Below are 25,701 nucleotides of genomic sequence, written 5' to 3' on the forward strand. Positions count from 1 at the left end.
ACTGTCTTATCTCTTTTTTTACTTAAGGCCCTTGATATACTTGACAAATGGTAGAAAAGAGCCAGATTTCATTGGTCATCTTAGTATCTTTACGACTAAACCTAGATAGGATTTAGTAGTGTTTAGGAAAATAAAAAAAGCTCTCTGGAAAAACCAGAAAGCCTGAGAGGCATCTCCATGTGAGAAATTGGTTCACACAATTTCTCAAGGTCCGCTCCTGCGTTATGACCTCCTTTGCTCAATAGTAGCTCTCGCTACATATCGACTCATCGCAAGTTTTATTTTACTATAAGGTCAATAAAATGTCAATAAAAAAAGTTCCTATACCAAGGAACTGATCAACAATGCTAATTGCCGGGATCGAACCGGCGACCTCATCCTTACCATGGATGCGCTCTGCCTACTGAGCTAAATCAGCTTACTTAAAAAGTATACTATAGAATCAAATCTTTGTCAATAAAATGTTTTATTTAAAAGTAATCAGCTGTCAGTCAAACTAAAATGGCTTAAGAGAATATCCCTCAGCCATTTTATTCTAACCTAATTGATTTTGTTTTTTTTCTGGATTCCAGATAAAACTTGCAATAAAGCTAAAGATGATGGTAACAATCGCAACTAAGACAGCAAGAATCAGTGCTGGTATGCGAATAAACCACCACAAAGGATTTGGTTTTTTGTTATTGTGCCATTGTTTCGTTTCCTCATCTAGACGTTGGAATTCTGATTGGATACGTTCAGCAACCATCTCAATTCCTTCATCATTCATTTTCTTAATGTCTGAGATATCGATAGGATTTCCGAAGTTCATATCGACACGTTCGCGACTGATGAGTCCTTTTAAGGTCATTGGACCAGTGTAAGTAACTGGCATGATGCGAACCTTGGCCATTTTAGCAATCAGAGCTACGCCCCCTTTGACATCGTTAGAATGACGACTACCACTTGGAAACATGATGAGAGATCGGTCGCTCTTTTTAAGGACATTGATAGGATATTTGATAGCCGAAGCGCTAGGATTCTCCCGATCAATAGGAAAGGCACCACACATACGGATCCACCAACCAAAGATTCGATTAGAGAACAGTTCCTTTTTAGCCATAAAAACAAACTGTTTCGGTTTGGTCGCAAATGCCATGTAGACAGGATCCCACCAAGTACGATGGGGAGCAACTAGGATATAGTTTTCATCTTGACTCGGAATTTTATCCGTATTATGATAATGAGCATTACCGTTGATAGACCAGAGAATCAACATAACCAGCCCACGAAGATAAGTATAAAACATGGTGTCTCCTTCAATTTTCTTTCTTTTATTATACCTTATCGTTGTAGGACAAGCAAATGTTTTTTTGTTTAGGCGGAATTGCTCTTCATATGAAATTAGAATTATTTTAAAAAAAATGATATGATAGAAATTATGGATAAAAATAAAATTATAGGCTTAAGCCAATCAGAAGTTAATGAACGTCAGAAACAGGGACAGGTCAATGATTTCAAAGCATCAGCTAGTACCAGTACTTGGCAGATTGTAAAACGAAATGTCTTTACTCTCTTCAATGCTTTAAACTTTGCTATTGCATTAGCGCTCGCTTTTGTTCAAGCCTGGAGCAACTTGGTCTTCTTTGCGGTTATCTGTTTTAATGCTTTTTCAGGAATTGTAACCGAGCTACGTGCCAAACATATGGTAGATAAACTCAATCTCTTGAATAAAGAAAAGATTACCACTATCCGTGATGGACAAGAGATTGCTTTAGATCCAGAAGAACTTGTTTTGGATGATGTGATTCGCTTGTCTGCGGGGGATCAGATTCCAAGTGATGCGATTGTATTAGAAGGTTTTGCAGAAGTCAATGAAGCCATGTTAACGGGCGAGAGCGACTTGGTGCAAAAAGAAGTAGAAGACTTAATGTTGTCAGGTAGTTTTCTTGCCAGTGGTTCTGTCTTTGCTCAAGTTCATCATGTAGGGGCAGATAACTATGCAGCCAAACTCATGCTTGAAGCTAAGACAGTTAAACCGATCAACTCACGCATCATGAAATCGCTAGACCAGCTTGCAGGCTTTACTGGGAAAATCATCATTCCATTTGGAATTGCTCTATTGCTTGAAGCTTTGGTCTTAAAAGGTTTACCACTGAAGTCTTCTGTAGTGAATTCCTCTACAGCTCTTTTGGGAATGTTGCCTAAGGGGATTGCCCTCTTGACCATTACCTCTCTTTTAACCGCTGTTATCAAGCTTGGTTTGAAAAAGGTCTTGGTGCAGGAGATGTACTCCGTTGAGACCTTGGCACGTGTGGATATGCTCTGTTTGGATAAGACAGGAACCATTACTCAAGGAAAGATGCAGGTTGAGACAGTTCTTCCTCTGACCCAGGATTATGATAAAGATGCCATTGCCAAAATATTAACTAGCTATATAGCACACAGTGAGGATAAAAATCCAACTGCCCAAGCTATTCGCCAACGCTTCCAAGGTCAAGTAACTTATCCGATGATTTCTAATCTTCCATTTTCAAGCGATCGTAAATGGGGAGCAATGGAGTTGGAAGGTCTAGGAACTGTTTTCCTAGGCGCACCGGAGATGTTGTTGGATGCTGAAGTTCCTGAGGCTAGAGAAGCTCTTGAACGAGGATCTCGTGTCTTAGTTCTGGCCCTCAGTCAAGAAAAACTTGATCACCACAAGCCACAAAAGCCATCTGATATTCAAGCCTTGGCTTTGCTTGAAATTCTAGATCCAATCCGAGAAGGGGCAGCTGAAACTCTAGACTATCTTCGTTCTCAGGAAGTGGGCTTGAAAATTATTTCTGGTGATAATCCAGTTACCGTTTCAAGTATTGCTCAAAAAGCTGGTTTTGCAGATTACCACAGCTATGTAGATTGTTCGAAGATCACGGACGAGGAATTGGTTGCCATGGCTGAGGAGACAGCGATTTTCGGACGTGTCTCTCCTCATCAAAAGAAACTGATCATCCAAACTTTGAAAAAAGCAGGTCATACTACTGCCATGACAGGAGATGGTGTCAATGATATCCTTGCTCTCCGCGAGGCAGATTGTTCCATCGTGATGGCTGAAGGAGATCCAGCGACTCGTCAGATTGCAAATCTGGTTCTCTTGAACTCAGACTTTAATGATGTTCCTGAGATACTCTTTGAGGGTCGTCGTGTAGTTAATAATATTGCTCACATTGCTCCAATTTTCTTGATTAAGACCATCTATTCATTCTTATTGGCAATCATCTGTATTGCGAGTGCTTTGTTGGGACGTACTGAATGGATTTTAATTTTCCCATTCATTCCGATTCAGATTACCATGATTGACCAGTTCGTGGAAGGCTTCCCACCGTTCGTATTGACCTTTGAGCGAAATATTAAACCAGTAGAACAAAACTTCCTCAGAAAATCCATGCTCCGTGCACTACCAAGTGCCTTGATGGTAGTCTTTAGTGTTCTCTTTGTTAAAATTTTTGGAACAGGTCAAGGTTGGTCAGCAATTGAAATTTCGACACTTTTGTATTATCTATTGGCATCGATTGGTTTCATGTCTGTAGTTAGAGCTTGTTTGCCATTTAGTCTGTGGCGTGTTCTCTTGATTATTTGGTCAGTTGGTGGCTTCCTTGGAACAGCTCTATTTCCAAGAATTCAAAAATTACTTGAAATTTCAACACTGACAGAACAAACATTACCTGTCTATGGCATCATGATGGTCATCTTTGCTATCATTTTCATCCTGACAAGTCGTTATCAAACTAGAAAATAAAGAAAGGCTGCAATCCATGATTGCGGTCTTTTTAGGAGCAGGATTGCCAGATAAAATATGGTATAATAAAGGGAAATAGAGTTTTTGAAAGTGAGAAAAAATGATTTCGAAGAGATTAGAAACGGTGGCTTCTTTTGTTCCCCAAGGAGCCGTTTTGCTAGATGTAGGAAGCGACCATGCTTATTTACCCATTGAATTGGTTGAAAAAGGGCATATTGAGTGTGCCATTGCAGGAGAGGTAGTGGTAGGTCCCTATCAATCTGCAGTCAAAAATGTTGAAAGTCATGGTTTAACTGAGAAAATTCAGGTTCGCCTAGCAAATGGTTTGGCTGCTTTTGAAGAGGCTGACCAGGTCTCTGTTATCACTATTGCTGGAATGGGTGGTCATTTGATTGCTACAATATTAGAAGAAGGATTAGACAAACTTGCCAATGTTGAGCGTTTGATTCTTCAACCCAATAATCGAGAAGATGAGTTGCGTTCTTGGTTACAAGAGCATGGTTTTCAAATCATAGCAGAAAGTATTCTAAAAGAAGCTGGGAAATTTTACGAGATTATAGTTGCAGAAGCTGGTAAAGTGAATCTATCAGCAACTGATGTCCGCTTTGGCCCCTTCTTGTCCAAAGAAGTCAGTCCAGTCTTCATCCAAAAATGGCAAAAAGAAGCTGCTAAGCTTGAGTTTGCCCTTAGTCAAATTCCAGAAAAAAATCAAGAAGAACGTCAGGTTCTGGCAGATAAAATTCAAGCCATTAAGGAGGTGCTCCATGAAAGCAAGTGAAGTGATAAAGCGTTATGAAGCCTATTGCCCACAAGAATTTTCTATGGAAGGTGATAGTCGTGGTCTACAAATTGGCACCCTAGACAAGGAAATTCAAAAGGTTATGGTTGCTCTTGATATCCGTGAAGAGACAGTCGCTGAAGCTATTGACAAGGGTGTTGATCTGATTATCGTTAAGCACGCACCTATCTTTCGTCCGATTAAGGACTTGGTAGCTAGTCGTCCTCAAAATCAGATTTATATCAATCTCATCAAGCATGATATCGCAGTCTATGTCAGTCATACTAATATTGATATTGTTGAAAATGGTCTCAATGATTGGTTCTGCCAACTTTTGGGTATTGAGGATACAACTTATCTGCAGGAAACAGGTCCTGAACGTGGGATTGGCCGTATTGGAACTATTAGACCTCAAACCTTTAAGGAATTTGCTGACCATGTTAAGGAAGTCTTTGGTCTAGATAGCCTTCGTATGGTGTATTATCAAGAGAAGGATTTGCAAAAGACAATCTCAAGAGTGGCTATCTGTGGTGGCAGTGGGCAATCTTTCTATTCTGATGCTTTAGCAAAAGGAGCAGATCTTTATATCACTGGTGATATTTATTATCATACTGCCCAAGATATGCTGTCAGATGGTTTATTAGCTTTGGATCCAGGACACTATATCGAAGTGCTTTTTGTGGAAAGAATTGCAGCGCTCTTGAACGAATGGAAGGAAGAGAATGCTTGGTCGCTAGAAGTAGTCGCAAGTCAGGCTTCTACCAATCCATTCCATCATATCTAGTTAGAAGGTAAAGACAATGAAAAAAGTTGCCATTGTAGGAGCAGGAATTGTAGGGGCAACAGCTGCCTACTATCTCTCTAAGGAAGCAGATGTCGAAGTAACTGTCTTTGATCATGGGTACGGACAAGCTACCAAGGCAGCGGCAGGAATCATCAGTCCTTGGTTCTCTAAACGACGTAATAAAGCTTGGTACAAGATGGCTCGCCTAGGAGCAGACTTTTATGTAGATTTATTAGCTGATTTAGAAAAAACTGGTCAAAAGGTTGATTTCTACCAGCGCTCAGGAGTCTTCCTTCTCAAAAAAGATGATTCCAAGCTCGAGGAACTCTATGACTTAGCCTTGCAACGTAGAGATGAATCTCCCTTAATTGGCGAATTAGCCATTTTGGACCAAGCTGCTGCAAGCAGCCTATTCCCTGGTCTAAAGGGATTTGAGAGATTGCTCTATGCTTCTGGAGGAGCTCGAGTAGATGGGCAACTCCTAGTGAGTCGTTTACTGGATGCCAGTCAGGTTAAGGTCGTAAAGAAAGAGGTTAGTCTAACTCCTTTATTATCAGGCTATCAGATAGACAATCAAATGTTTGATCAAGTAATTTTATCTACGGGAGCTTGGCTTGGACACATTTTGGAGCCTTTAGGCTATGAGGTGGATGTTCGTCCTCAAAAAGGTCAACTTAGAGATTATCAGGTTGATTTAGACATGGCAAGCTATCCTGTTGTCATGCCGGAAGGTGAGTGGGATTTGATACCATTTCCTGGAGGTAAGTTATCTCTAGGAGCTACCCATGAGAATGACATGGGATTTGATCTTACAGTCGATAAAAATTTGCTCCAACAAATGGCTGAGGCAGCGAATCCATTTTATCCAAGTTTAAAGGGTGCAGTTTCATCTGGTGAACGTGTAGGAATTCGGGCTTATACGAGTGACTTTTCTCCATTTTTCGGACAGATTCCAAACTTATTAGGAGTCTATACAGCAAGTGGTCTAGGATCTTCAGGATTAACGACTGGTCCTATTATCGGTTATCATCTAGCTCAAATGGTTCAAGGGAGAAGTGGAGTATTGGATCCAGCAGATTATCCGACTGAAAGATACATTAAAAAGAAATAATAGTAAACCTTTTACCTAGTTTTTACGATAGTCTTAGGAAAGTAAATGACTTTCCCTATCAAAAATGGTAAAATGAAAAAAATAATCCAAGAATTGAGGAAATAAAATGCAAGAAAAAATTCTGGTAACAGGTGGAGCAGGTTTTATCGGAACTCACACTGTCATTGAATTAATCCAAGCTGGACACCAAGTAGTTGTAGTAGATAATTTGGTAAACAGTAGTCGTAAAAGTCTTGAAGTAGTCGAAAGAATCACTGGGGTAGAAATTCCTTTCTACGAAGCAGATATTCGTGACACAGATACACTTCGTGATATTTTCAAACATGAAGAACCAACAGGTGTGATTCATTTTGCTGGTTTGAAAGCTGTAGGTGAGTCTACACGTATCCCACTTGCCTACTATGATAACAATATCGCTGGAACTATCAGTCTCTTGAAAGTTATGGAAGAGACAAACTGTAAGAATATCATCTTCAGTTCATCAGCAACTGTTTATGGAGATCCTCATACAGTCCCAATCCTAGAAGATTTCCCACTTTCAGCTACAAATCCATATGGTCGTACCAAGCTAATGCTGGAAGAAATCTTGACAGATATCTATAAAGCAGATTCAGAGTGGAACGTTGTTTTACTTCGTTACTTCAACCCAATCGGTGCGCATAAGAGCGGTGATTTGGGTGAAAATCCAAACGGTATTCCAAATAACCTTCTTCCATATGTGACACAAGTTGCAGTTGGTAAGTTGGAACAAGTTCAGGTCTTTGGAGACGACTACGATACAGAAGATGGAACAGGTGTACGTGACTATATTCACGTCGTTGACCTAGCAAAAGGGCACGTTGCGGCCCTTAAGAAACTTCAAAAAGGTTCAGGTCTAAATATTTACAACCTTGGTACAGGAAAAGGTTACTCTGTTCTTGAAATTATCCAAAATATGGAAAAAGCAGTTGGTCGTCCAATTCCTTACCGTATTGTTGAACGTCGCCCAGGTGATATTGCAGCTTGCTACTCAGATCCAGCAAAAGCTAAGGAAGAGCTAGGATGGGAAGCAGAACTTGGTATTACAGAGATGTGTGAAGACGCATGGCGTTGGCAAAGTCAACATCCAAATGGATTTGAAGACTAAGATGATGATTTCAATCATAGTCCCATGCTTAAACGAAGAGGAAGTACTTCCTCTTTTTTATCAAACTCTTGAAGCACTGATCCCAGATTTGGAAACAGAAATCGAATACATTTTTGTAGATGATGGTTCGACTGATAAGACTTTGGACGTTCTAAAGGTTTATCGAGAGCAAAATCCTTCAGTACATTATATCTCTTTCTCGCGAAATTTTGGGAAGGAAGCGGCCATATATGCAGGTTTACAACAAGCAACAGGAGATTTGGTGGTGGTTATGGATGCAGACCTTCAGGATCCCCCAAGCTTCTTGCTTGAGATGAAAGAACTACTAGATCAGAATCCGGATTTGGACTGCGTTGGAACACGCAGAACCAGTCGAGAAGGAGAACCCTTTTTACGTAGTTTCTGCGCCGATCTTTTTTATCGTTTTATGCAAAAAATTAGCCCAGTAGCTCTTCCATCGGGTGTTCGTGATTTTCGGATGATGAGAAGATCAGTTGTGGATGCGGTGTTAGAATTGACAGAATACAATCGCTTTTCCAAAGGACTCTTTGCCTGGGTTGGTTTCCGTACTCACTATTTAGAATACCCTAATGTTGAAAGGCAGGCAGGTAAGACAAGCTGGAGTTTTAGACAACTCTTTTTCTACTCTATTGAAGGGATTGTGAATTTTTCAGATTTTCCTTTGATATTAGCTTTTGTTGCTGGTCTTTCGTCGTGTTTTCTGGCTTTAGTGATGACATTGTTTGTAGTTGTCCGTACTCTCGTACTGGGCAATCCAACTTCTGGTTGGACTTCTCTGATGGCTGTCATTCTATTTCTTGGTGGTGTCCAATTATTGACGATTGGGATTCTCGGAAAATATATCAGTAAAATTTATATGGAAACGAAAAAAAGACCCCTCTATCTGATAAAAGAACAGAGTGAGTCATGATAAGATTTGCTAAAAATAAGTCCTTCAAAAGACTATAATTTTCTGGAAAAATATGCTAAACTAGAGGAAGTGGGATTTGGAAATTGAATTACCACTGATGACAAATTAATCTTTGATGAGCGCGCGAGTGGGACACTGTTTTACAGCTTCCAGTAGCTCTTCACTAGCTGGGATGTCTCTCTCTAGTAGATTAGGATCATCATAGAAACGCACAATACCATTATCATGGTAATCAAATAAATCAGAATAGGTTTGGCATAGCCCACAGGCAATGCATCGTTCAGGTATAAGTGTGATTTTCATATTTATATTGTAATAAGAAATTAGAAAAAAAACAAGGAGTAAGGTATGGAAAAGGAACCATGGCAAGAAGATATTTACGATATCGAGGAAAGTCGTTCGGAACGCAGAAGCAGAGGAAATAAGGAATCAGGAGTAGGAGCTAATCGTATTTTAACGATTTTGGCTTGTATTTTCTTTGTTATCGTTGTCGGAATGATTGCTATTCTAATCTACCTGTCATCTGGTGGAAGTGATCGTACGGCAGCCTTGAAAGATTTTCATGATTCTTCTGCGCCTAAGGTAGAGGAAGTATCTTCAACATCTTCAAGTAGTTCAGTTGAAGCATCAAGTTCTGAAGCAGAAGCTACTTCTTCAAGTAGTTCAGAGGAACATACAAATGCTGAAGGAACCATTACTGTCCTTGCAGGTGAAGGTGAGGCAGCTATTGCAGCTAGAGCAGGCATTTCTATTGCTCAACTTGAAGCCTTGAACCCTGGTCATATGTCTTCAGGTACTTGGTTTGCAAATCCTGGTGATGTCCTTAAGACAAGATAGGAGTTAGAATGAAAACAATTCAGATTGCCATTGATGGACCAGCATCCAGTGGGAAGAGTACAGTAGCTAAGATTATCGCTAAGGACTTTGGATATACCTACTTGGATACAGGTGCCATGTATCGTGCTGCGACTTACATCGCTTTGAACAACCAAGTAAGTCCAGAAGAGTCTTCTCGACTTCTTGAATTATTGGAACAATATCCGATTAGCTTTGGTCGTGCTGAAACAGGAGAACAGCTTGTTTTTGTTGGAGACGTTGATGTTACCAATCCAATCCGTGAAAATGAAGTAACCAATGCTGTATCTGCTTTTGCAGCCATTCCAGCTATTCGTGAAAAATTGGTAGCCCTTCAGCAAGAAATTGCCCAACAAGGCGGAATCGTCATGGATGGTCGAGATATTGGTACAGTGGTCTTGCCTAAGGCTGAATTGAAGATTTTTCTTGTTGCTTCAGTGGATGAACGTGCAGAACGACGTTATAAGGAAAATCTTTCAAAGGGAATCGAAACAGATTTGGAAACTTTGAAAGAAGAGATTGCTGCGCGTGATTATAAAGATAGTCATCGTGAAACTTCTCCTCTTAAGCAGGCAGATGATGCAATCTATCTGGACACGACAGGACTAAGTATTTTAGAAGTTGTCGAAAAAATTAAATCAGAAGCAGTCAAACATTTTTAATTGAAATTTTAACCGATTTACCACGATAGTGGTGAGTCGGTTTTTTAGCAATTTGTCAAATTTTTAATTTTAAGGTATAATAGTCTTTGTTAACGAAAATTTGACAATCAAACCATCATGAAAATAGAAGGAGATAAAATGAACAATCTACCAAATTGCCCAAAATGTAATTCAGAATATGTCTATGAAGATGGAGCCTTACTAGTCTGCCCAGAGTGTGCTTATGAATGGAATCCTGCTGAGCAAGCTGAGGTTGAAGAAGGCTTTGTTGCTATCGACGCTAATGGAAATAAATTGGCTGACGGTGATACAGTAACCTTGATCAAAGACCTTAAGGTAAAAGGTGCTCCAAAAGACCTGAAGCAAGGGACACGTGTTAAAAACATCCGTATTGTTGAAGGTGACCACAACATCGATTGTAAGATTGATGGTTTTGGTGCTATGAAATTAAAATCAGAATTTGTTAAAAAGATCTAATCATGACTGTTTGGAATAAAATAATTTTTTTCAGTCGGGCTTTCATGTTTTTAGCCGCATTTACAGGCGTCTATCTGGAAATTACCAAACGTGGTGGTTTAAGGATGTTGCTTTACTATACAGTCCTTTCCAACCTTTTGGTTGTCATTTTTACAGGTTATCTTTTGTTAAAGATGCGACGTGAGGGTGACCATTGGCAAAGTTCAAGTCTTTTGCGACTCAAGGGTGGTGTCACCATGAGTATCATGATTACCTGTGTCATCTACCATTTCATGTTGGCTCCCTTGACAACAGATTTTTACCGTTTGGAAAATTTCCTTTGCCATTATATCGTGCCCCTCTGGTTTCTGGTTGATACCATCATTTTTGATAAGAGTCGTCAATATAAGTGGTTTGATCCTATTGTATGGACAGTTTTACCACTGCTCTATATGGGATTTGCAATCTTAAACGGTTTTGTTCTAAAGATGGACGTTCCTAACGCTAAGGATAGTCCCTTCCCTTATTTCTTCTTGAATGCCAATAAATATGGTTGGGGATTTGTCTTTAGATGGGCAGCCATTATCTTTGTTGCCTACATGGTTTCAGGATATCTGTTTTATCTTGTTAAAAACATTAAAAAATCTAAGAAATAAAAGTACCCTCTGTGGGTACTTTTTTTGATGATTGATATAATTGTACCCGGACAAATCATTTTTTTTTATCTTGTTCTTGAGTCATTTCTACCTTACAATAAAACTGTAGCTACCAATACAACTATTGAGGAAGAGAAAATGACTGAAAATCGTTATGAATTAAATAAAAATTTGGCACAGATGCTTAAAGGTGGCGTCATTATGGATGTTCAAAATCCTGAACAAGCAAGAATTGCAGAGGCTGCAGGAGCAGCAGCAGTTATGGCCTTGGAGCGAATCCCAGCTGATATTCGTGCGGCTGGTGGTGTATCTCGTATGAGTGATCCTAAGATGATCAAGGAAATTCAAGAAGCAGTCAGCATTCCAGTTATGGCTAAGGTTCGAATTGGGCATTTTGTTGAAGCACAGATTTTAGAAGTCATCGAGATTGACTATATCGATGAAAGTGAAGTGTTATCTCCAGCTGATGACCGTTTCCATGTGGACAAGAAGGAATTCCAAGTTCCTTTTGTCTGTGGGGCTAAGGACTTGGGAGAAGCCTTGCGTCGTATCGCTGAAGGAGCATCGATGATCCGTACAAAAGGAGAGCCAGGAACAGGAGACATCGTTCAGGCAGTCCGCCATATGCGTATGATGAATCAAGAAATCCGTCGCATTCAAAATCTCCGTGAAGATGAACTCTATGTAGCAGCAAAAGAACTCCAAGTACCTGTAGAATTAGTTCAATACGTTCACGAACATGGAAAACTACCAGTCGTGAACTTCGCAGCAGGTGGTGTAGCAACACCTGCAGATGCTGCTCTTATGATGCAGCTAGGTGCAGAAGGTGTCTTTGTTGGTTCAGGGATTTTCAAATCAGGTGATCCTGTTAAACGTGCAGCAGCAATTGTCAAGGCAGTTACAAACTATCAAAATCCTCAAATTCTAGCTCAAATCTCAGAAGATTTGGGAGAAGCCATGGTTGGTATCAATGAGAATGAAATCCAAATTCTCATGGCTGAGCGAGGAAAATAGATGAAAATTGGAATATTGGCCTTGCAAGGTGCCTTTGTAGAGCATGAGAAAGTCCTTGCAAAACTAGGAGTAGAAAGTATTGAACTGCGAAACCTAGAAGATTTTCAGCAGCATCAGAGTACTCTGTCAGGATTGATTTTACCTGGAGGTGAGTCGACAGCTATGGGAAAACTCCTACGTGACCAGCAGATGCTACTTCCTCTAAGAGAGGCTATTCTCAATGGTTTACCAGTCTTTGGGACTTGTGCTGGTTTGATTTTGCTAGCGAGTCAAATCACTTCTCAAGAGGAAAGTCATCTAGCGACTATGGATATAGTAGTAGAGCGCAATGCCTATGGACGTCAGCTAGGAAGCTTTTATACTGAAGCAGATTGCAAGGGTGTTGGCAAGATTCCCATGACCTTTATCCGTGGACCTATTATTAGTGAAGTTGGTAAGGGTGTTGATGTTCTGGCAGTAGTGAACAATCAAATCGTTGCTGCTCAAGAAAAGAATATGCTAGTGACCTCCTTTCATCCGGAATTGACAAATGATCTTCGCTTGCATCAATACTTTATCAATATGTGCAAATAAAAATAGGTCGGGATTTTCCCGGCCTATTTTTACATGTAATAAACAATGGCAATGTATTGGAGAGCTGAAGCTGCTAGAATGAAGAGATGCCAAATCATATGGAAGTAGGGTTTCTTCTTAGCATAAAATCCAGCACCAACTGTATAGCAAAGCCCACCTGATACCATAAGAGTCCAAAAGATTGGATTTGTTTGACTGATGATTGCTGGTAGGATAGCCACAACTAACCACCCCATAATTAAGTAGAGAATTAGACTAAATTTTTCATTGACTTTTTTGGCAAAGATTTTATAAAGAATACCGAAAATAGTTGTTCCCCATTGGATAGCAATAATCAGGTAACCAAACCAGTTATTCATCAAGGTCAAAACGACAGGAGTATAAGAGCCAGCAATCGCAACATAAATCATGGAATGGTCGATAATGCGCAAGACATACTTATGAGTGGAACCATAAGCCATAGAATGATAGATGGTTGATGAAAGGAACATGAGAAAGAGGCTAATAACGAAAATCGACACCCCAATCGATGATAAAAATCCATGAGCTTCATAACTGTAAGTCGATGAGATAGGGAGCAAAATCAGCATGATAAGTGCCCCTACAGCATGGGTGACACTGTTTGCTATCTCTTCTCCAAAACTAAGGCGCTTGCTAAGTTTAAAACTAGTATTCATTTGTTTCCTCCTCTTCATTTTCTGTATAGACAAGAGCAAGTGTCTGATGATAGAGTTTAACCGTTTGGCAACTTGCTTGGATAATAGGATTAGCTGGGTCAATGTCTTCGTTCATGTAGTCCACAAAAGCGTTGTAAAGTTCTTGTGAGTTAGTCTCTGTGTGTAGGGTATTAAGGGTTTGAGCAATTTCCTGGATTGAAAAAACAGACTTGAGCGTTGTGATAGCAATCAATCGGGCGATTTGTTTGCGTTGGTATTTTTTCTTTTCAGGTTTGGTGATATATCCGTGTTTTACATAGTTGTTCACCATTGATGCAGTTAAACCTTTCTCTTTAGCAAGAGAAATTGGGGAACAAACTTTATTTACATAAAGTAAGACCTGATCCAAATAGAGATCAATGTTTGGAATTTCGTCCCATTCTGGGTAGGAAAAAGTAGATTTCATTTCCAACTCCTGTTTATCTAGTTTTGATAACTAGATTATAAAACAATAGAAATCAAAAGTCAAGTTTTAACTGCTTGTAGAAAGCCTTAAATTATGCTATGATGAGAGAAACTAGTCAGAAAAGAGGAGATAAGATGGAAATTCGTTTAGCCTTTCCAAACGAAGTAGATGCAATTATGCAAGTGATTGAGGAAGCTAAAAAATGCTTGGCGGAAGCTGGTAGCACTCAGTGGCAAAATGGTTATCCAAATACTGATACGATTATCGAAGATATTATCTCAGGTCAGGCTTATGTAGCCCTGGAAGAAGGAGAGCTCTTAGCTTATGCAGCAGTAACCAAGAGTCCAGAAAAAGCCTATGAAGCCATTTATGATGGAAGCTGGGAAGGAAGAGAGTCAGAGTATCTAGTTTTTCACCGTATTGCTGTCGCTAGTGATGTGCAAGGACAAGGTGTTGCCCAGACCTTCTTGGAAGGCTTGATTGAAGGCTTTGATTACCTGGATTTTCGTTCAGATACGCACGCTGAAAATAAGGCTATGCAACATATCTTTGAAAAGCTTGGTTTTAAACAGGTCGGTAAAGTTCCAGTAGATGGGGAACGTTTGGCCTATCAAAAATTAAAATCAAATGCCTAAGAATTATGCAAAGATGCTGTACAAGTCTCCGATTGGGATCTTATCTTTGGTAGCAGATGAACGCTATCTGTTTGGAATATGGGTTGAAGCACAGAGCCATTTTGAGCGAGGTTTGTCGGTGTGTAATCTAGTTGAGGTGAAAAGTCATCCCATCTTAAATCAGATTGCTAGCTATTTAGATGCTTATTTTAAAGGACAAAATCAAGATTTGTCTCAGTTACCTTTGGCACCTGTTGGTAGTGACTTTGAAAAAAGAGTCTGGAACTACTTGCGGGAAATTCCTTTTGGTCAGACAGTTACTTATGGAAAGATAGCTAAGGACTTGCAGATAGCTTCGGCTCAGGCAATCGGAGGAGCAGTAGGGCGCAATCCCTGGTCTATTCTTGTCCCCTGTCACCGTGTGCTAGGTGCTGGAGGACGTCTGACAGGCTATGCTTCAGGAATTGACAAGAAGGCTTGGCTCTTAAAGCATGAAGGTGCAGCATTTCAAGAAAATAAGAAATAGAAAGGAAAGAAAATGTTAGAATTTATCGAATATCCAAAATGTACAACTTGTAAAAAAGCCAAAAAAGAGTTAGATCAACTTGGACTAGAATATAAAGATGTTCATATTGTAGAAGAAACTCCAAGTGAAAAGGTCATTTTAAACTGGATCGAAACTTCAGGATTTGAGTTGAAGCAATTTTTCAATACAAGTGGAATTAAATACCGTGAACTGGGCTTAAAAGATAAGATTGGGACTTTATCCAATAAAGAAGCAGCCAAACTCTTGGCCAGTGATGGTATGTTATTAAAACGTCCAATATTAGTGGAGAATGGTGTTGTTAAACAAATTGGCTATCGTAAAACCTACGATAACTTGGATTTGAAATAGTTTTTTTCTATCTCCTTGATAGGTAAAATATATAACCTCACACTTTTAAAGTATGATAAACTAGTAGGTAGACAAAGTCTCTTCTGCTCGTAGCAAATATTTTAAATCTAGGCAGAAGTATGATAGAATGATTCATTATCAGGAGAGGATGTTTCTATGAATGTTACAACACTTTTAGCATCAGATTGGTACCAAAACTTGATGCAGTATATTCCAGACGGTAAACTGTTTAGTTTTCGTTCTGTCTTTGATGGGATTCCAAGAATTGTACAACAATTGCCAACAACATTGATGTTGACAGTATTTGGTGCTTTTTTTGGTATCATCTTGGCTTTGGTTTTTGCTATTGTAAAAATTAATCGCGTTAGAATTCTTTATCCATTACAAGCATTCTTTGTTAGTTTCTTAAAAGGGACACCAATCCTAGTGCAGCTGATGTTGACTTACTATGGAATTCCTCTGGCATTAAAAGCGTTGAATCAACAATGGGGGACTGCTTTTAATATCAATGCGATTCCGGCTGCAGCTTTTGCCATTGTAGCTTTTGCTTTTAACGAAGCAGCTTACGCTAGTGAAACTATCCGTGCTGCTATTCTTTCTGTCAATCCTGGAGAGATTGAAGCCGCTCGTAGTCTTGGGATGACACGTGCTCAAGTCTATCGTCGTGTGATTATTCCAAATGCAGCGGTAGTAGCGACTCCAACCTTGATTAACTCCCTAATCGGCTTGACCAAGGGAACTTCCCTAGCCTTTAGTGCTGGTGTTGTAGAAGTCTTTGCCCAAGCTCAGATTTTGGGTGGTGCAGACTACCGTTACTTCGAACGTTTCATCTCAGTTGCCCTTGTATACTGGGTGGTAAATATCGCTATTGAAAATCTTGGTCGCTTTATTGAGAGAAAAATGGCAATCGAAGCACCAGATAATGTGAAAACAGATGTGAAAGGAGACCTTCGCTAATGATTAAGATTTCAAATTTAAGCAAATCCTTTTCAGGTCAAACCGTCTTGGATCATCTGAATTTAGATATTCAAAAAGGGGAAGTAGTGGCTTTGATTGGTTCATCAGGAGCGGGGAAGTCAACCTTTCTTCGTAGCCTAAATTATCTGGAAACACCTGATAGTGGAAGCATTCAGATTGATGACTTTAAAGTCGACTTTTCTCAAATTACTCAAGATGAAATCTTGACTCTTCGTCGCAAGTTGTCTATGGTATTCCAACAGTTCAACTTATTTGAACGTAGAACAGCCCTAGACAATGTCAAGGAAGGTTTGGTAGTTGTTAAAAAACTTTCCGACGAAGAAGCAACTAAGATTGCCAAAGAAGAGCTGGCTAAGGTTGGTCTTTCAGATCGTCAACAGCACTATCCTCGCCACTTATCAGGTGGACAAAAACAACGGGTAGCTTTGGCGCGTGCTTTAGCCATGAAGCCAGCAATCTTGCTCTTGGATGAACCTACTTCAGCCCTTGATCCAGAATTAGTTGGTGAGGTAGAACGATCTATTGCTAATGCTGCCAAATCTGGTCAAACTATGATTTTGGTCAGTCATGATATGTCCTTTGTTTCTCAGGTAGCTGATAAGGTTTTATTCTTGGATAAAGGAAAGATTATTGAGTCTGGAACACCAGATGAGATTATCAATCATCCTAAAGAAGAACGAACAAAAGAATTCTTTGCTAGTTACAAACGAACCTATATTTGATATAATAGAAAATAAGAAAGACTCAGTTAGCTAGGCTAACTGGGTTTGCTCTTTAAAATTAATAGAAACGAGAGAGAGCATGCTAGTTCAGCTATTTGCTTTGTATTTAGAGAGTTTAGTGTTGACAATTCTACTGGTCTTGATTATTTTGGGACTCTGGATTGGACTTAGAGCTCTGTCGGGGGTTGACAAAACTGCTAAAGCACGTCAAGCCCATCTCTACGATATGATTATGATTGGAGTTTTGACCATTCCAGTATTGTCATTTGCAACCATGAGCATCTTGTTGGTTCTCAAGGCTTAATAGTTGTAAAATGGGATTTAATTCGTTAGAATAAAAATAGTTACAACAAGAAAGAAGGAAAGAGAATGTACGATACGATTATTATCGGTGCAGGTCCTGCTGGGATGACTGCAGCCTTGTATGCAGCACGCAGTAATCTGAAAGTTGCTTTGATTGAAGGTGGACTTCCTGGTGGTCAAATGAATAACACCTCTGACATTGAAAACTATCCAGGCTATGCCAATATCAGTGGCCCAGAATTAGCAGAAAAGATGTTTGAACCTCTTGAAAATCTGGGTGTTGAGCATCTCTACGGTTTTGTTGAAAATGTTGAAGACCATGGTGATGTAAAAAAAGTTATCACAGCTGATGAAGAATTTGAAACACGTACAGTTATTGTGGCGACTGGTTCTAAACACCGTCTCTTGGGAGTTCCAGGTGAAGAAGAACTCAATAGCCGTGGTGTTTCTTACTGTGCGGTTTGTGATGGAGCCTTTTTCCGCGACCAAGATTTGTTGGTCGTAGGTGGAGGTGACTCAGCAGTTGAAGAAGCAATCTTCTTAACACGATTTGCTAAGTCTGTAACTATCATTCACCGTCGAGATGAGCTTCGTGCTCAAAAAGTCTTGCAAGATAGAGCTTTTGCCAATGAAAAAATCAACTTCATTTGGGATTCGGTTGTCAAAGAAATCAAGGGTGAAAACCGTGTTGAGTCGGTTGCCATTGAAAATGTTAAAACAGGACAAGTGACAGAACAAGCCTTTGGTGGTGTCTTCATCTATGTTGGATTGGACCCAGTTAGTGACTTCGTCCAAGAGTTGCAGATTCGAGACCAAGCGGGTTGGATTGTGACAGACGACCACATGAAAACAAGCGTTGCAGGTATTTTTGCTGTTGGTGATGTTCGTCAAAAAGACCTTCGACAAGTTACAACAGCTGTTGGAGATGGTGCTATTGCAGGTCAAGAGGCCTATAAATATATTACTGAACATAGTTAAAAAGGCGGTGGGACAGAAATCGATAGACAAAGTCTCGATTTCGTAGTCCCAGCCCGCGAGTATGATTAGAGCTTTTTGGAGTCCAAAAGACGAACAAAAAGTTCAATCAGCTACCGCGTCAAAGTTTGATTGCTAATAAAAAGTGAGGTTGGGATCTTTTGTCCCAACCTCACTTTTTATTAGAGTCGATTTCTAAAGACTTCGTACATGAGAATGGCAGCAGCAACACTGGCATTGAGGCTCTGTACGTGACCATTCATAGGAATGGTGATCATCTCGTCTACTTGTTTCTTGATGTTGCTAGAGATACCTTTGCCTTCATTTCCGATAATGAGAGCAATCTTTCCTTTGGTATTCCATTTGTTGCAAGGAGTTCCGTTCATATCAGTACCAAATGTCCAGAAGCCTTCATCCTTGAGTTTGTCCAAGGTTTGGCTGAGATTGGTCACGCGGGCAATGGGAACGTGTTCAATCGCACCTGTTGCTGTTTTTGCTACGACAGGAGTAACACCGACAGCTCGGTGCTTGGGAATGATGACACCTGAAACATTAGTTGCATCCGCTGTTCTCAAGATAGAACCGAGATTATGTGGGTCCGTTAAACCATCAAGGATTAGTAGTAGTGGGTTTTCTTCCTGGCGTGTTTTAGCAATAATCTGCTCAAGTTCAGTGTAGGCAAATTCAGAAACGCGCAAGACAAAACCTTGGTGAACAGCTCCTTCAGTCATCTCAGAAAGTGATTTTTTAGAAGTCCAAGAAATGGATACTTTCTTTTCAGTAGCCAATTCCTTAACTTTTTCCACATTCTTTCCTCGTAAATCTTCCTGAAGGTAGAGTTTGTTTCCAGTATTTGCTAAAAGAGCTTCTGTGACGGCATGAACGCCATAGACAATATCGTTTGTTTTCATATCTTCATTATAACACAAAATCCCGCCTTGCAACGGGATTTTCTTTATTCAAGAATGAGTAAGCCATCTTTAACTTCAAATGGGTCTTTTTCATTGATGCGATCGTAGAACATAATGCCATTTAAGTGGTCAATTTCGTGTTGAACTACAATAGAGTTATAGCCCTTAAGTTTAATGCGGTGCTTTTCTCCATCCTTATCAAAATAATCGACAGTTACTCGAGCATGGCGGATAACATAACCTGGAACAGCACGGTCAACAGACAAGCAACCTTCTCCTTCACCTAGAGCAGCATCTTGGACTGAATGTGAGACGATTTTAGGATTGTACATAACAGCTTGTAAGTCATAGGCTTCTTGAGGAGTTTCACCTTCCTCAGTGATATTTGGTACTAGCACGGCAATGATTCGTTTTGAGATATCTAATTGCGGTGCAGCAAGCCCAACACCTCCACGTAGCCCTAATTTTTCAGCCATAACAGGATCTTGCGAGTGTTTCAAAAATTGCATCATTTTTTCTCCAAGAATGATATCTTGGTCGCTCAAGGGGAAAGAGACCTCTTCGGCAACGGCACGAAGAGTAGGGTTCCCTTCGCGGATAATATCTTTCATATCGATTAAATGAGCAGCTTTGGTAATTCGTTCTATAGCAGACATATTCTTTCCTTTCCTTCCATTACAATTACATGATAACACAAAACAGATGAGAAAGAAAGTCACAGAAGTTGCTAAAAAATAATATAATAAAAGGAAATACCTATTTGTCTGTGGTATAATAGAATAAGAAATATGACTTTAAAATTATGGGAGAAAAGTTATGGAACAACGTAGTAGTAGAAGAAAAAATGGTCCCGTTTTACAAGCTATTAGAAATACTGTTCGGTTTTTCAGGAACTATAAGCAGTGGAATAATCGCACTTTTATTGTGGTCTTGTTAACTTCGGTAGTTATCTCGATGATGCTTACTTTATTAGTGGAGGGAGCTCGAGGGATTTCTTTAAGCAGTAGTGATCCAAGTTCCACACACCAACAGTCAAGTTCTCAGGCAAAGAATGCAGAGACAGAACAAGAAACAAGTGCTCGGATCATGGCCAATGGTGATCTGCTCTATCATGACATTATTTACATTTCAGCCAAAAAATCAGACGGTACCTATGATTTTCATGAAAATTTTGAATATGTGAAACCTTGGCTGAAGCAAGCTGACTTAGTTCTTGGTGATTTCGAAGGAACCGTAAATAAAGACCACTATCTTGCAGGTTATCCTTTGTTTAATGCACCTGGTGAAGTCATGGACGCTATAAAAGATGCGGGCTATCAAGTGCTAGATTTGGCTCACAATCATATCTTGGATTCTCAGATTGAGGGCGTGGTTTCAACTGCAGATGCTATTGAAAAGGCAGGAATGACACCGGTCGGGGTCTATACCCATGAATCACGAGATAAGGCGCCTTTACTGATCAAGGAAGTTAATGGTATTAAAGTTGCTATTTTAGCTTATTCCTATGGTTTTAACGGCATTGAACAAAGCATTTCTCAAGAGGATTATAATCGTTATCTTTCAGACTTAGACGAAGATAAAATGAAGGCTGAAATTGAACGAGCAGAGAAGGAGGCGGATATTACAATTATCATGCCTCAGATGGGAGTTGAGTATCAAATTGAGCCAACAGAGGAGCAAAAGAAACTTTACCATAAAATGATTGATTGGGGAGCTGATATTATCTTTGGTGGTCACCCACACGTTGTTGAACCAGCTGAAACGGTTGAAAAAGACGGTGATAAAAAGCTTATCATCTACTCTATGGGGAATTTTATCTCAAATCAACGGATTGAAACCATGCAGGATGTTGAAAATGCCAAGTGGACGGAACGTGGAGTTCTCATGGATGTAACGATTAAGAAGAAATCTGGTAAAACGACTATCGAGACGGCCCAGGCCCATCCAAGCTGGGTGAGTCGTACTCCCAAAGGGGGTTATTCTCCAGAAGGCTACCCACTCTATCTTTACCAAACCTATATCTTGGAAGATTTTATAGAGGGTGGGAAATACCGTAGTCAGTTAGACGAGGCCACCAAGCAACGGATTGATACAGCTTATAAAGAAATGAACGAGCATGTAGGTTTGAAGTGGTAGTGACATTAAAAGAGGAGCAAGATGGATATTAAGATAATAGCAACGGATATGGACGGTACTTTGTTGAATCCTCAAGGACAACTGGACCTACCTCGACTAGAGAAAATTTTAGATCAGCTAGATCAACGAGATGTTCGTTTTGTCATTGCAACTGGAAATGAAGTTCATCGAATGAGACAATTACTGGGACATCTAGCAGAAAGAGTAGTTCTTGTGGTTGCTAATGGTGCTCGTATATTCGAAAATGATCAATTGATTCAAGCACAAACTTGGGATAATGCTATGGTTGATAGAGCTTTAGCTCATTTTAAAGGCAGAGAGTGCCAGGATCAGTTTGTTGTAACCGCTATGAATGGCGGTTTTGTCAAGGAAGGAACTGTCTTTACAGAACTTGATAAATTTATGACTCAGGAGATGATAGAGAAATTCTATCAACGAATGCACTTTGTTGATGAATTTGATTCTAGTCTCTTTGGTGGTGTTCTCAAGATGAGTATGGTTGTTGGTGAAGAACGATCAGAATCCGTTTTGCAAGAAATCAATGAATTATTTGATGGTCATGTTCGAGCTGTTTCGAGTGGCTATGGCTGTATCGATATCTTACAAGATGGGATTCATAAGGCATGGGGCTTAGAGGAGTTGCTCAAACGTTGGGACTTGAAACCTGAACAAATTATGGCCTTTGGTGATAGTGAAAATGATATCGAAATGCTAGAGTTAGCAGGTGTTTCTTATGCGATGGAAAATGCAGAGGAGACTGTCAAAGAAGTAGCCACCAAAATAGCGCCAGCTAACAGTCAGGCAGGTGTTTACCAAGTTTTAGAAAACTGGCTAGAAAAAGGAGAGTAACTTGGCAGTACAACTATTAGAGAACTGGCTCTTAAAAGAGCAAGAGAAAATTCAAACCAAGTATCGTGAACTTAATCAAATCTCGGTAATTGAACCAGATATCATTTTTATCGGGGATTCCATTATTGAATATTATCCCTTGCAAGAATTATTGGGAACGTCAAAAACTATTGTGAACCGAGGAATTCGAGGCTACCAGACGGGACTTTTACGAGAAAATCTTGATGCTCACCTCTATGGCGATGCAGTGGACCAAATTGTACTATTGATTGGGACAAATGACATTGGAAAAGATGTTCCAATGAATGAAACGCTAAACAATCTTGAGAGCGTGATTCAAAGTATTTCTCGCGACTATCCACTGTCACAGATAAAGCTAGTTTCCATTTTACCGGTCAATGAGAGTACGGACTTCAAGCAGACTGTTTATATTCGTACCAATGAGAAAATCAAGGCCTGGAACCAAGCCTATCAAGACCTTGCCTCTGCCTATATGCAGGTTGAATTTGTGCCTGTTTTCGAGAACTTACTAGATCAGGAAGGGCAACTCAAGGCAGACTACACAACAGATGGTCTTCATCTCAGTGTCGCTGGTTATCAAGCTTTATCAAATACTTTAATAAAATATATTTTTTAAATATATTTTACTGACATGAAATAAATTTAAGAGTCATAAATATTATAAAAATTCTTCTTGTAGATATAAAAAAGTGATAAACATGCACTATGATCTATAAGTTGAATTTTTTCATTTTATGATAACTTCCCTTGAATACAAAAGCATTTTTGCCATATTCAGTATAAAGAGGATTGAAAACTTATATTTAAATGGAAAGACTTGAAATTACGAAGTGTTAAATATTACTAGTAAATGAATATTATGCATTTTTGGAATAGTTTTAAGAGCCAGACTATCCTTGATAGAAAGGCTAGAATATGGTATACTAATGGCGTTACTGTAGTGTGGAGGATAGCTTTTTCTTTTCTGAAAATTCCAAATATTCTTACATATTATTAGTTAAAATGTTTAAAAAGGAGAACTTATCACATGATAAGAAGAGAGCAACAACGATTTTCTTTAAGAAAATATAAAGTTGGGGTCGCATCAGTTTTCTTAGGAACAACCCTTAGCTTCATGATGGCTAACGGTAGTGCTGTAAATGCTGCTGAGATTGTAGCAAAGCAAACTACTGAGAATACTGAACTAGTCGACAACAAGGACGACAAGGAAAAGTTGAAAGAGCCATCAACGGATGTGGTAACTTCAGCTAATTCTGGAACTTCAGAAGTTAAGTCAGAAACATCAACACCTGAAGCTAAGTCTGAAGAAGTAAAATCAGAACCAACTGAAGTAAAATCTGAAGAAACAAAAGCTGAAAAAACTGAGGCAAAAACATCTGTTAGTCCTGAGGCAAAACCAGAGTCTTCTAAGCCAGTAGCAACAACTGCTTCAAAAGCAGAAGAAGTTGTAGTAGCTAAGCCTAAGGCAGAAGAAAAGACTGAATCTAAACCAGAGGAAAAATCTGAGCCTAAAGCAGAACTTTCAGCTGTAGCTGAGGCAACTAGCCTGGATACAACTGCTAGTGTAGCAAATGTTGAAGCAAAACCACTAGTAGATACAGAAACACTAGCTTTGGCAGCTGAGAATACTGTAAATGCAGGTGCTTTGGCTACAAATGGTGGTCGTCGCCGTAACCGTCGTGCTGCAACTGACCATAATACAGAAGCAATAGCAACTACAACTACACTTAAGGACGGTGAAACAGCAGATCCAGATATGACAGATCCTGTTGGTGCAACTGTTAAATCACAGAATGTGCCTGCTGGTTATGAAAGAAAAGCTGGAGATTACTATACATTTAGTATCTTAGACCTTACAAAATTCAATGAACGCTACAATACTAACTACTACGTTCGTATCTATAAGAACTTTAGTGACTCAACTGATTCTGTTGCGGAATTGATCGATAAGACAACTGGTGCTGTAGTTGAAACAAAGACTATCACTGCTACTAGCGGTGTTCAACAATTTACAACAACTACAAGCAAGTCAAATTCTGAGTTGACCTTCCAAATTGACTATCAAGCAGGTAAGGGAAAAGCTGGGGATAAAACGGACGAACCTTATTTGCAAGTAGGGTATAAGGTTGGAGATAGTATTACATCTTTAGTAGCACCGGGACACACACTTACTCCTGATGAACAATCGCGATATACTGCAGTTTATAATGCTCGTACTTCGACTGACGTGATGAACGTCATAGAACCTACTTACAATGGACGTACGATTACTGACAGTAACTTCAAACTTCCAAAGGTAGTGACTAAAACGACTTACTATAAGGTTGTAGATAAGTCAAACTCTACCTACAAGGCTAACAAAACAGATACAACAGTTCAAGACTATGTAGCAAACGGAAATGAAGTTGAACTAGCTAAGTACACTTTGACTGCTACAGAAGGTCAAAAATTCACTGCATCTGGTGAACGTAAATTTGCTGGTTACAAGCTCTATCAAACAGCAGATGCAGATAGCATGACTGGTTATGCTTCACGCCCTTATACTGTAGGAACTAAATTCCTTGACGCAGAGCGTGCGGGCATCAAGCGTATCAAAGAAATCGTTGGAGAAGATGGTTCAGTTGTCGTTCGTGTCTATCTTCTTGATCCAAAGCAACAGAGCAAGCGTTCTGACGGTACCTTAAGTACAGATGGTTATATGCTACTAGCAGAAACCAAGCCTATAAAACCTGGAAAGGCAAACACAGAAGATTTGGTTGTCCAGAAGACACCTCTGTACACAATTCCTTTCACAACTATAAACGGAGTAAACTATCCAAACGGTAAGGAAACTGCATTTGGCTTCCAAACAGCTGCAGGATACACACCTAAGAAAACAGTCTTTGTTCCATTCTTAGGAGATAATATAGGATATCTTTCTCCAAATTCACAGTTAGAAAGAGAAAATTACGGTATTGGTACCAACGTTGACTTGTTGAATAGTCTAACGCCTTATAAACCAACCGTTTACTACTATGAAAAAGTAGATCCAGTAACTTATACACCTGAAGTAAGTAAAGTTCTTGAAGGACGTACTTTGAACGATGGTGACTTTAGCTTTACCCTTAAACAAGAAGGTGGAACACACCAAGAAACTGTTACGAATAAAAATGGTAAGGCAACCTTTAGCCAACTAACCTTCGAAAAACCAGGTACTTATACTTATAAGATTACAGAAGTTGCTGGTTCAGATACGAATGTTGACTATGATGGTATGGAGGTTACTCTCACAGTTACCGTTACACAAAATGCTCAAGATAAACTTGAAGTTCAAGCAGTTTATAAGTCAACAGGTGGTCATGCTGAAGGTGAAAATGACCAGGTCTTCAACAACTATGTTGTAGCTCCTGTTAAGACTAAGTTTGACTTCAGCAAGGCTCTCGCAGGTCGTGAATTGAAAGCTGGTGAGTTCACTTTCCAATTGAAAGATTCAAAA

At 39.6% G+C, this 25,701-nt stretch carries 29 protein-coding genes and 1 tRNA gene; 23 read left to right on the forward strand and 7 right to left on the reverse strand.

The window, feature by feature from the left end; translation table 11 throughout:
• Positions 1 to 345: 345 nt before the first annotated feature.
• Positions 346 to 418: transfer RNA gene (locus ADH81_RS09675), tRNA-Thr, on the reverse strand.
• A gap of 117 nt (positions 419 to 535) precedes the next feature.
• On the reverse strand, positions 536 to 1,285 hold the full coding sequence (locus ADH81_RS09680; protein ID WP_049528672.1) for a lysophospholipid acyltransferase family protein: 750 nt from the start codon (positions 1,283 to 1,285) through the stop codon (positions 536 to 538).
• A 132-nt stretch (positions 1,286 to 1,417) separates the two neighbouring features.
• Here ADH81_RS09680 and ADH81_RS09685 point away from each other — a divergent pair, with 132 nt between their 5' ends.
• From ADH81_RS09685 to ADH81_RS09710, 6 genes are all read left to right on the forward strand, one after another.
• Positions 1,418 to 3,754, forward strand: a complete 2,337-nt coding sequence (locus ADH81_RS09685) for a cation-translocating P-type ATPase (protein WP_049528674.1) — start codon at positions 1,418 to 1,420, stop codon at positions 3,752 to 3,754.
• A 100-nt stretch (positions 3,755 to 3,854) separates the two neighbouring features.
• On the forward strand, positions 3,855 to 4,532 hold the full coding sequence (locus ADH81_RS09690; RefSeq protein ID WP_049528675.1) for a tRNA (adenine(22)-N(1))-methyltransferase: 678 nt from the start codon (positions 3,855 to 3,857) through the stop codon (positions 4,530 to 4,532).
• On the forward strand, positions 4,519 to 5,316 hold the full coding sequence (locus ADH81_RS09695; protein ID WP_049528678.1) for a Nif3-like dinuclear metal center hexameric protein: 798 nt from the start codon (positions 4,519 to 4,521) through the stop codon (positions 5,314 to 5,316). Before ADH81_RS09690 ends, ADH81_RS09695 begins: the two co-directional genes overlap by 14 nt.
• Before the next feature lie 16 nt (positions 5,317 to 5,332).
• A complete protein-coding gene (locus ADH81_RS09700) occupies positions 5,333 to 6,427 on the forward strand; it encodes an NAD(P)/FAD-dependent oxidoreductase (RefSeq protein WP_049528680.1) in 1,095 nt (364 codons plus the stop codon).
• A gap of 106 nt (positions 6,428 to 6,533) precedes the next feature.
• Positions 6,534 to 7,553 (forward strand): UDP-glucose 4-epimerase GalE, encoded by a 1,020-nt coding sequence (gene galE / locus ADH81_RS09705; RefSeq protein ID WP_049528682.1) that lies wholly within the window; start codon positions 6,534 to 6,536, stop codon positions 7,551 to 7,553.
• A complete protein-coding gene (locus tag ADH81_RS09710; RefSeq protein ID WP_080979318.1) occupies positions 7,537 to 8,484 on the forward strand; it encodes a glycosyltransferase family 2 protein in 948 nt (315 codons plus the stop codon). The genes galE and ADH81_RS09710 overlap by 17 nt, the downstream gene beginning before the upstream one ends.
• 105 nt (positions 8,485 to 8,589) lie before the next feature.
• Here ADH81_RS09710 and ADH81_RS10890 read toward each other — a convergent pair whose 3' ends face one another.
• The gene (locus ADH81_RS10890; protein WP_075230460.1) at positions 8,590 to 8,787 is read right to left on the reverse strand and encodes a ferredoxin; all 198 of its coding nucleotides are present in this window, start codon (positions 8,785 to 8,787) and stop codon (positions 8,590 to 8,592) included.
• Positions 8,788 to 8,832: 45 nt separating this feature from the next.
• Here ADH81_RS10890 and ADH81_RS09715 point away from each other — a divergent pair, with 45 nt between their 5' ends.
• The 6 genes from ADH81_RS09715 (at position 8,833) to pdxT (ending at position 12,700) form a co-directional block, all read left to right on the forward strand.
• Positions 8,833 to 9,321 carry an SAG1386/EF1546 family surface-associated protein gene (locus tag ADH81_RS09715; protein ID WP_000410177.1) on the forward strand — a complete coding sequence of 163 codons (489 nt, stop codon included), beginning with the start codon at positions 8,833 to 8,835 and terminating at the stop codon, positions 9,319 to 9,321.
• A gap of 8 nt (positions 9,322 to 9,329) precedes the next feature.
• Positions 9,330 to 10,001: a (d)CMP kinase gene (gene cmk, locus ADH81_RS09720; protein WP_045762908.1), complete on the forward strand. Its 672-nt coding sequence runs from the start codon at positions 9,330 to 9,332 to the stop codon at positions 9,999 to 10,001.
• A gap of 138 nt (positions 10,002 to 10,139) precedes the next feature.
• A complete protein-coding gene (locus ADH81_RS09725) occupies positions 10,140 to 10,478 on the forward strand; it encodes a zinc ribbon domain-containing protein YjdM (RefSeq protein ID WP_049528685.1) in 339 nt (112 codons plus the stop codon).
• A 2-nt stretch (positions 10,479 to 10,480) separates the two neighbouring features.
• Positions 10,481 to 11,113 carry a Pr6Pr family membrane protein gene (locus ADH81_RS09730; RefSeq protein WP_049528688.1) on the forward strand — a complete coding sequence of 211 codons (633 nt, stop codon included), beginning with the start codon at positions 10,481 to 10,483 and terminating at the stop codon, positions 11,111 to 11,113.
• A 138-nt stretch (positions 11,114 to 11,251) separates the two neighbouring features.
• Positions 11,252 to 12,127, forward strand: a complete 876-nt coding sequence (gene pdxS, locus ADH81_RS09735) for a pyridoxal 5'-phosphate synthase lyase subunit PdxS (RefSeq protein WP_049528723.1) — start codon at positions 11,252 to 11,254, stop codon at positions 12,125 to 12,127.
• Positions 12,128 to 12,700, forward strand: coding sequence for a pyridoxal 5'-phosphate synthase glutaminase subunit PdxT (gene pdxT, locus ADH81_RS09740; RefSeq protein ID WP_049528692.1), 573 nt, complete (start codon positions 12,128 to 12,130; stop codon positions 12,698 to 12,700).
• Positions 12,701 to 12,729: 29 nt separating this feature from the next.
• Here pdxT and trhA read toward each other — a convergent pair whose 3' ends face one another.
• Positions 12,730 to 13,377, reverse strand: coding sequence for a PAQR family membrane homeostasis protein TrhA (gene trhA, locus ADH81_RS09745; protein WP_001097751.1), 648 nt, complete (start codon positions 13,375 to 13,377; stop codon positions 12,730 to 12,732).
• Positions 13,367 to 13,822: a DUF1836 domain-containing protein gene (locus tag ADH81_RS09750; RefSeq protein WP_049528695.1), complete on the reverse strand. Its 456-nt coding sequence runs from the start codon at positions 13,820 to 13,822 to the stop codon at positions 13,367 to 13,369. The genes trhA and ADH81_RS09750 overlap by 11 nt, the downstream gene beginning before the upstream one ends.
• Before the next feature lie 134 nt (positions 13,823 to 13,956).
• Here ADH81_RS09750 and ADH81_RS09755 point away from each other — a divergent pair, with 134 nt between their 5' ends.
• The 7 genes from ADH81_RS09755 (at position 13,957) to trxB (ending at position 18,312) form a co-directional block, all read left to right on the forward strand.
• A complete protein-coding gene (locus tag ADH81_RS09755; RefSeq protein ID WP_049528698.1) occupies positions 13,957 to 14,457 on the forward strand; it encodes a GNAT family N-acetyltransferase in 501 nt (166 codons plus the stop codon).
• Positions 14,458 to 14,470: 13 nt separating this feature from the next.
• Positions 14,471 to 14,962 (forward strand): methylated-DNA--[protein]-cysteine S-methyltransferase, encoded by a 492-nt coding sequence (locus ADH81_RS09760; protein WP_414716818.1) that lies wholly within the window; start codon positions 14,471 to 14,473, stop codon positions 14,960 to 14,962.
• 12 nt (positions 14,963 to 14,974) lie between these two features.
• Positions 14,975 to 15,331, forward strand: coding sequence for a Spx/MgsR family RNA polymerase-binding regulatory protein (locus ADH81_RS09765; RefSeq protein ID WP_049528704.1), 357 nt, complete (start codon positions 14,975 to 14,977; stop codon positions 15,329 to 15,331).
• A 156-nt stretch (positions 15,332 to 15,487) separates the two neighbouring features.
• The gene (locus ADH81_RS09770; protein WP_045762916.1) at positions 15,488 to 16,288 is read left to right on the forward strand and encodes an amino acid ABC transporter permease; all 801 of its coding nucleotides are present in this window, start codon (positions 15,488 to 15,490) and stop codon (positions 16,286 to 16,288) included.
• Complete coding sequence (locus ADH81_RS09775) at positions 16,288 to 17,031, forward strand: amino acid ABC transporter ATP-binding protein (protein ID WP_045762917.1); 744 nt, start codon at positions 16,288 to 16,290, stop codon at positions 17,029 to 17,031. The genes ADH81_RS09770 and ADH81_RS09775 overlap by 1 nt, the downstream gene beginning before the upstream one ends.
• A 79-nt stretch (positions 17,032 to 17,110) precedes the next feature.
• Complete coding sequence (locus ADH81_RS09780) at positions 17,111 to 17,335, forward strand: DUF4059 family protein (protein ID WP_000960970.1); 225 nt, start codon at positions 17,111 to 17,113, stop codon at positions 17,333 to 17,335.
• A gap of 65 nt (positions 17,336 to 17,400) precedes the next feature.
• Positions 17,401 to 18,312: a thioredoxin-disulfide reductase gene (gene trxB / locus ADH81_RS09785; protein WP_049528709.1), complete on the forward strand. Its 912-nt coding sequence runs from the start codon at positions 17,401 to 17,403 to the stop codon at positions 18,310 to 18,312.
• Between the two features lie 179 nt (positions 18,313 to 18,491).
• Here trxB and rlmB read toward each other — a convergent pair whose 3' ends face one another.
• Positions 18,492 to 19,220 carry a 23S rRNA (guanosine(2251)-2'-O)-methyltransferase RlmB gene (gene rlmB / locus ADH81_RS09790; RefSeq protein ID WP_049528726.1) on the reverse strand — a complete coding sequence of 243 codons (729 nt, stop codon included), beginning with the start codon at positions 19,218 to 19,220 and terminating at the stop codon, positions 18,492 to 18,494.
• A gap of 44 nt (positions 19,221 to 19,264) precedes the next feature.
• Positions 19,265 to 19,876, reverse strand: coding sequence for a peptide deformylase (def, locus tag ADH81_RS09795; RefSeq protein ID WP_001272935.1), 612 nt, complete (start codon positions 19,874 to 19,876; stop codon positions 19,265 to 19,267).
• Positions 19,877 to 20,036: 160 nt separating this feature from the next.
• On the opposite strand from def, the gene ADH81_RS10895 reads away from it, so the two are divergent.
• The 4 genes from ADH81_RS10895 to ADH81_RS09820 form a co-directional block, all read left to right on the forward strand.
• Positions 20,037 to 21,356 carry a CapA family protein gene (locus tag ADH81_RS10895; RefSeq protein ID WP_080979319.1) on the forward strand — a complete coding sequence of 440 codons (1,320 nt, stop codon included), beginning with the start codon at positions 20,037 to 20,039 and terminating at the stop codon, positions 21,354 to 21,356.
• Positions 21,357 to 21,377: 21 nt separating this feature from the next.
• Entirely contained in the window at positions 21,378 to 22,205 is an 828-nt protein-coding gene (locus ADH81_RS09810; protein ID WP_049528711.1) for an HAD family hydrolase, read from the forward strand.
• Between the two features lies 1 nt (position 22,206).
• Positions 22,207 to 22,842 carry an SGNH/GDSL hydrolase family protein gene (locus tag ADH81_RS09815; protein ID WP_049528714.1) on the forward strand — a complete coding sequence of 212 codons (636 nt, stop codon included), beginning with the start codon at positions 22,207 to 22,209 and terminating at the stop codon, positions 22,840 to 22,842.
• 411 nt (positions 22,843 to 23,253) lie between these two features.
• Positions 23,254 to 25,701: Spy0128 family protein (locus ADH81_RS09820; RefSeq protein WP_049528717.1), on the forward strand; the 2,448-nt coding region annotated here is incomplete at its 3' end.

This window comes from Streptococcus pseudopneumoniae (assembly GCF_001072925.1).
Lineage (GTDB): Bacteria > Bacillota > Bacilli > Lactobacillales > Streptococcaceae > Streptococcus > Streptococcus pseudopneumoniae_Q.

Excerpts from the sequence above, each read along its gene's own strand:
- ADH81_RS09770 (WP_045762916.1), top strand. The coding sequence starts at position 15,488 with ATGAATGTTACAACACTTTTAGCATCAGATTGGTACCAAAACTTGATG.
- ADH81_RS09680 (WP_049528672.1), bottom strand. The coding sequence starts at position 1,285 with ATGTTTTATACTTATCTTCGTGGGCTGGTTATGTTGATTCTCTGGTCT.
- trhA (WP_001097751.1), bottom strand. The coding sequence starts at position 13,377 with ATGAATACTAGTTTTAAACTTAGCAAGCGCCTTAGTTTTGGAGAAGAG.
- ADH81_RS10890 (WP_075230460.1), bottom strand. The coding sequence starts at position 8,787 with ATGAAAATCACACTTATACCTGAACGATGCATTGCCTGTGGGCTATGC.
- ADH81_RS10895 (WP_080979319.1), top strand. The coding sequence starts at position 20,037 with ATGGAACAACGTAGTAGTAGAAGAAAAAATGGTCCCGTTTTACAAGCT.
- cmk (WP_045762908.1), top strand. The coding sequence starts at position 9,330 with ATGAAAACAATTCAGATTGCCATTGATGGACCAGCATCCAGTGGGAAG.
- rlmB (WP_049528726.1), bottom strand. The coding sequence starts at position 19,220 with ATGAAAACAAACGATATTGTCTATGGCGTTCATGCCGTCACAGAAGCT.
- ADH81_RS09775 (WP_045762917.1), top strand. The coding sequence starts at position 16,288 with ATGATTAAGATTTCAAATTTAAGCAAATCCTTTTCAGGTCAAACCGTC.
- ADH81_RS09760 (WP_414716818.1), top strand. The coding sequence starts at position 14,471 with ATGCTGTACAAGTCTCCGATTGGGATCTTATCTTTGGTAGCAGATGAA.
- ADH81_RS09780 (WP_000960970.1), top strand. The coding sequence starts at position 17,111 with ATGCTAGTTCAGCTATTTGCTTTGTATTTAGAGAGTTTAGTGTTGACA.
- trxB (WP_049528709.1), top strand. The coding sequence starts at position 17,401 with ATGTACGATACGATTATTATCGGTGCAGGTCCTGCTGGGATGACTGCA.
- ADH81_RS09690 (WP_049528675.1), top strand. The coding sequence starts at position 3,855 with ATGATTTCGAAGAGATTAGAAACGGTGGCTTCTTTTGTTCCCCAAGGA.
- ADH81_RS09700 (WP_049528680.1), top strand. The coding sequence starts at position 5,333 with ATGAAAAAAGTTGCCATTGTAGGAGCAGGAATTGTAGGGGCAACAGCT.
- ADH81_RS09725 (WP_049528685.1), top strand. The coding sequence starts at position 10,140 with ATGAACAATCTACCAAATTGCCCAAAATGTAATTCAGAATATGTCTAT.
- galE (WP_049528682.1), top strand. The coding sequence starts at position 6,534 with ATGCAAGAAAAAATTCTGGTAACAGGTGGAGCAGGTTTTATCGGAACT.
- ADH81_RS09765 (WP_049528704.1), top strand. The coding sequence starts at position 14,975 with ATGTTAGAATTTATCGAATATCCAAAATGTACAACTTGTAAAAAAGCC.
- ADH81_RS09715 (WP_000410177.1), top strand. The coding sequence starts at position 8,833 with ATGGAAAAGGAACCATGGCAAGAAGATATTTACGATATCGAGGAAAGT.
- ADH81_RS09730 (WP_049528688.1), top strand. The coding sequence starts at position 10,481 with ATGACTGTTTGGAATAAAATAATTTTTTTCAGTCGGGCTTTCATGTTT.
- ADH81_RS09755 (WP_049528698.1), top strand. The coding sequence starts at position 13,957 with ATGGAAATTCGTTTAGCCTTTCCAAACGAAGTAGATGCAATTATGCAA.
- pdxT (WP_049528692.1), top strand. The coding sequence starts at position 12,128 with ATGAAAATTGGAATATTGGCCTTGCAAGGTGCCTTTGTAGAGCATGAG.
- pdxS (WP_049528723.1), top strand. The coding sequence starts at position 11,252 with ATGACTGAAAATCGTTATGAATTAAATAAAAATTTGGCACAGATGCTT.
- ADH81_RS09750 (WP_049528695.1), bottom strand. The coding sequence starts at position 13,822 with ATGAAATCTACTTTTTCCTACCCAGAATGGGACGAAATTCCAAACATT.
- def (WP_001272935.1), bottom strand. The coding sequence starts at position 19,876 with ATGTCTGCTATAGAACGAATTACCAAAGCTGCTCATTTAATCGATATG.
- ADH81_RS09695 (WP_049528678.1), top strand. The coding sequence starts at position 4,519 with ATGAAAGCAAGTGAAGTGATAAAGCGTTATGAAGCCTATTGCCCACAA.
- ADH81_RS09810 (WP_049528711.1), top strand. The coding sequence starts at position 21,378 with ATGGATATTAAGATAATAGCAACGGATATGGACGGTACTTTGTTGAAT.
- ADH81_RS09685 (WP_049528674.1), top strand. The coding sequence starts at position 1,418 with ATGGATAAAAATAAAATTATAGGCTTAAGCCAATCAGAAGTTAATGAA.
- ADH81_RS09710 (WP_080979318.1), top strand. The coding sequence starts at position 7,537 with ATGGATTTGAAGACTAAGATGATGATTTCAATCATAGTCCCATGCTTA.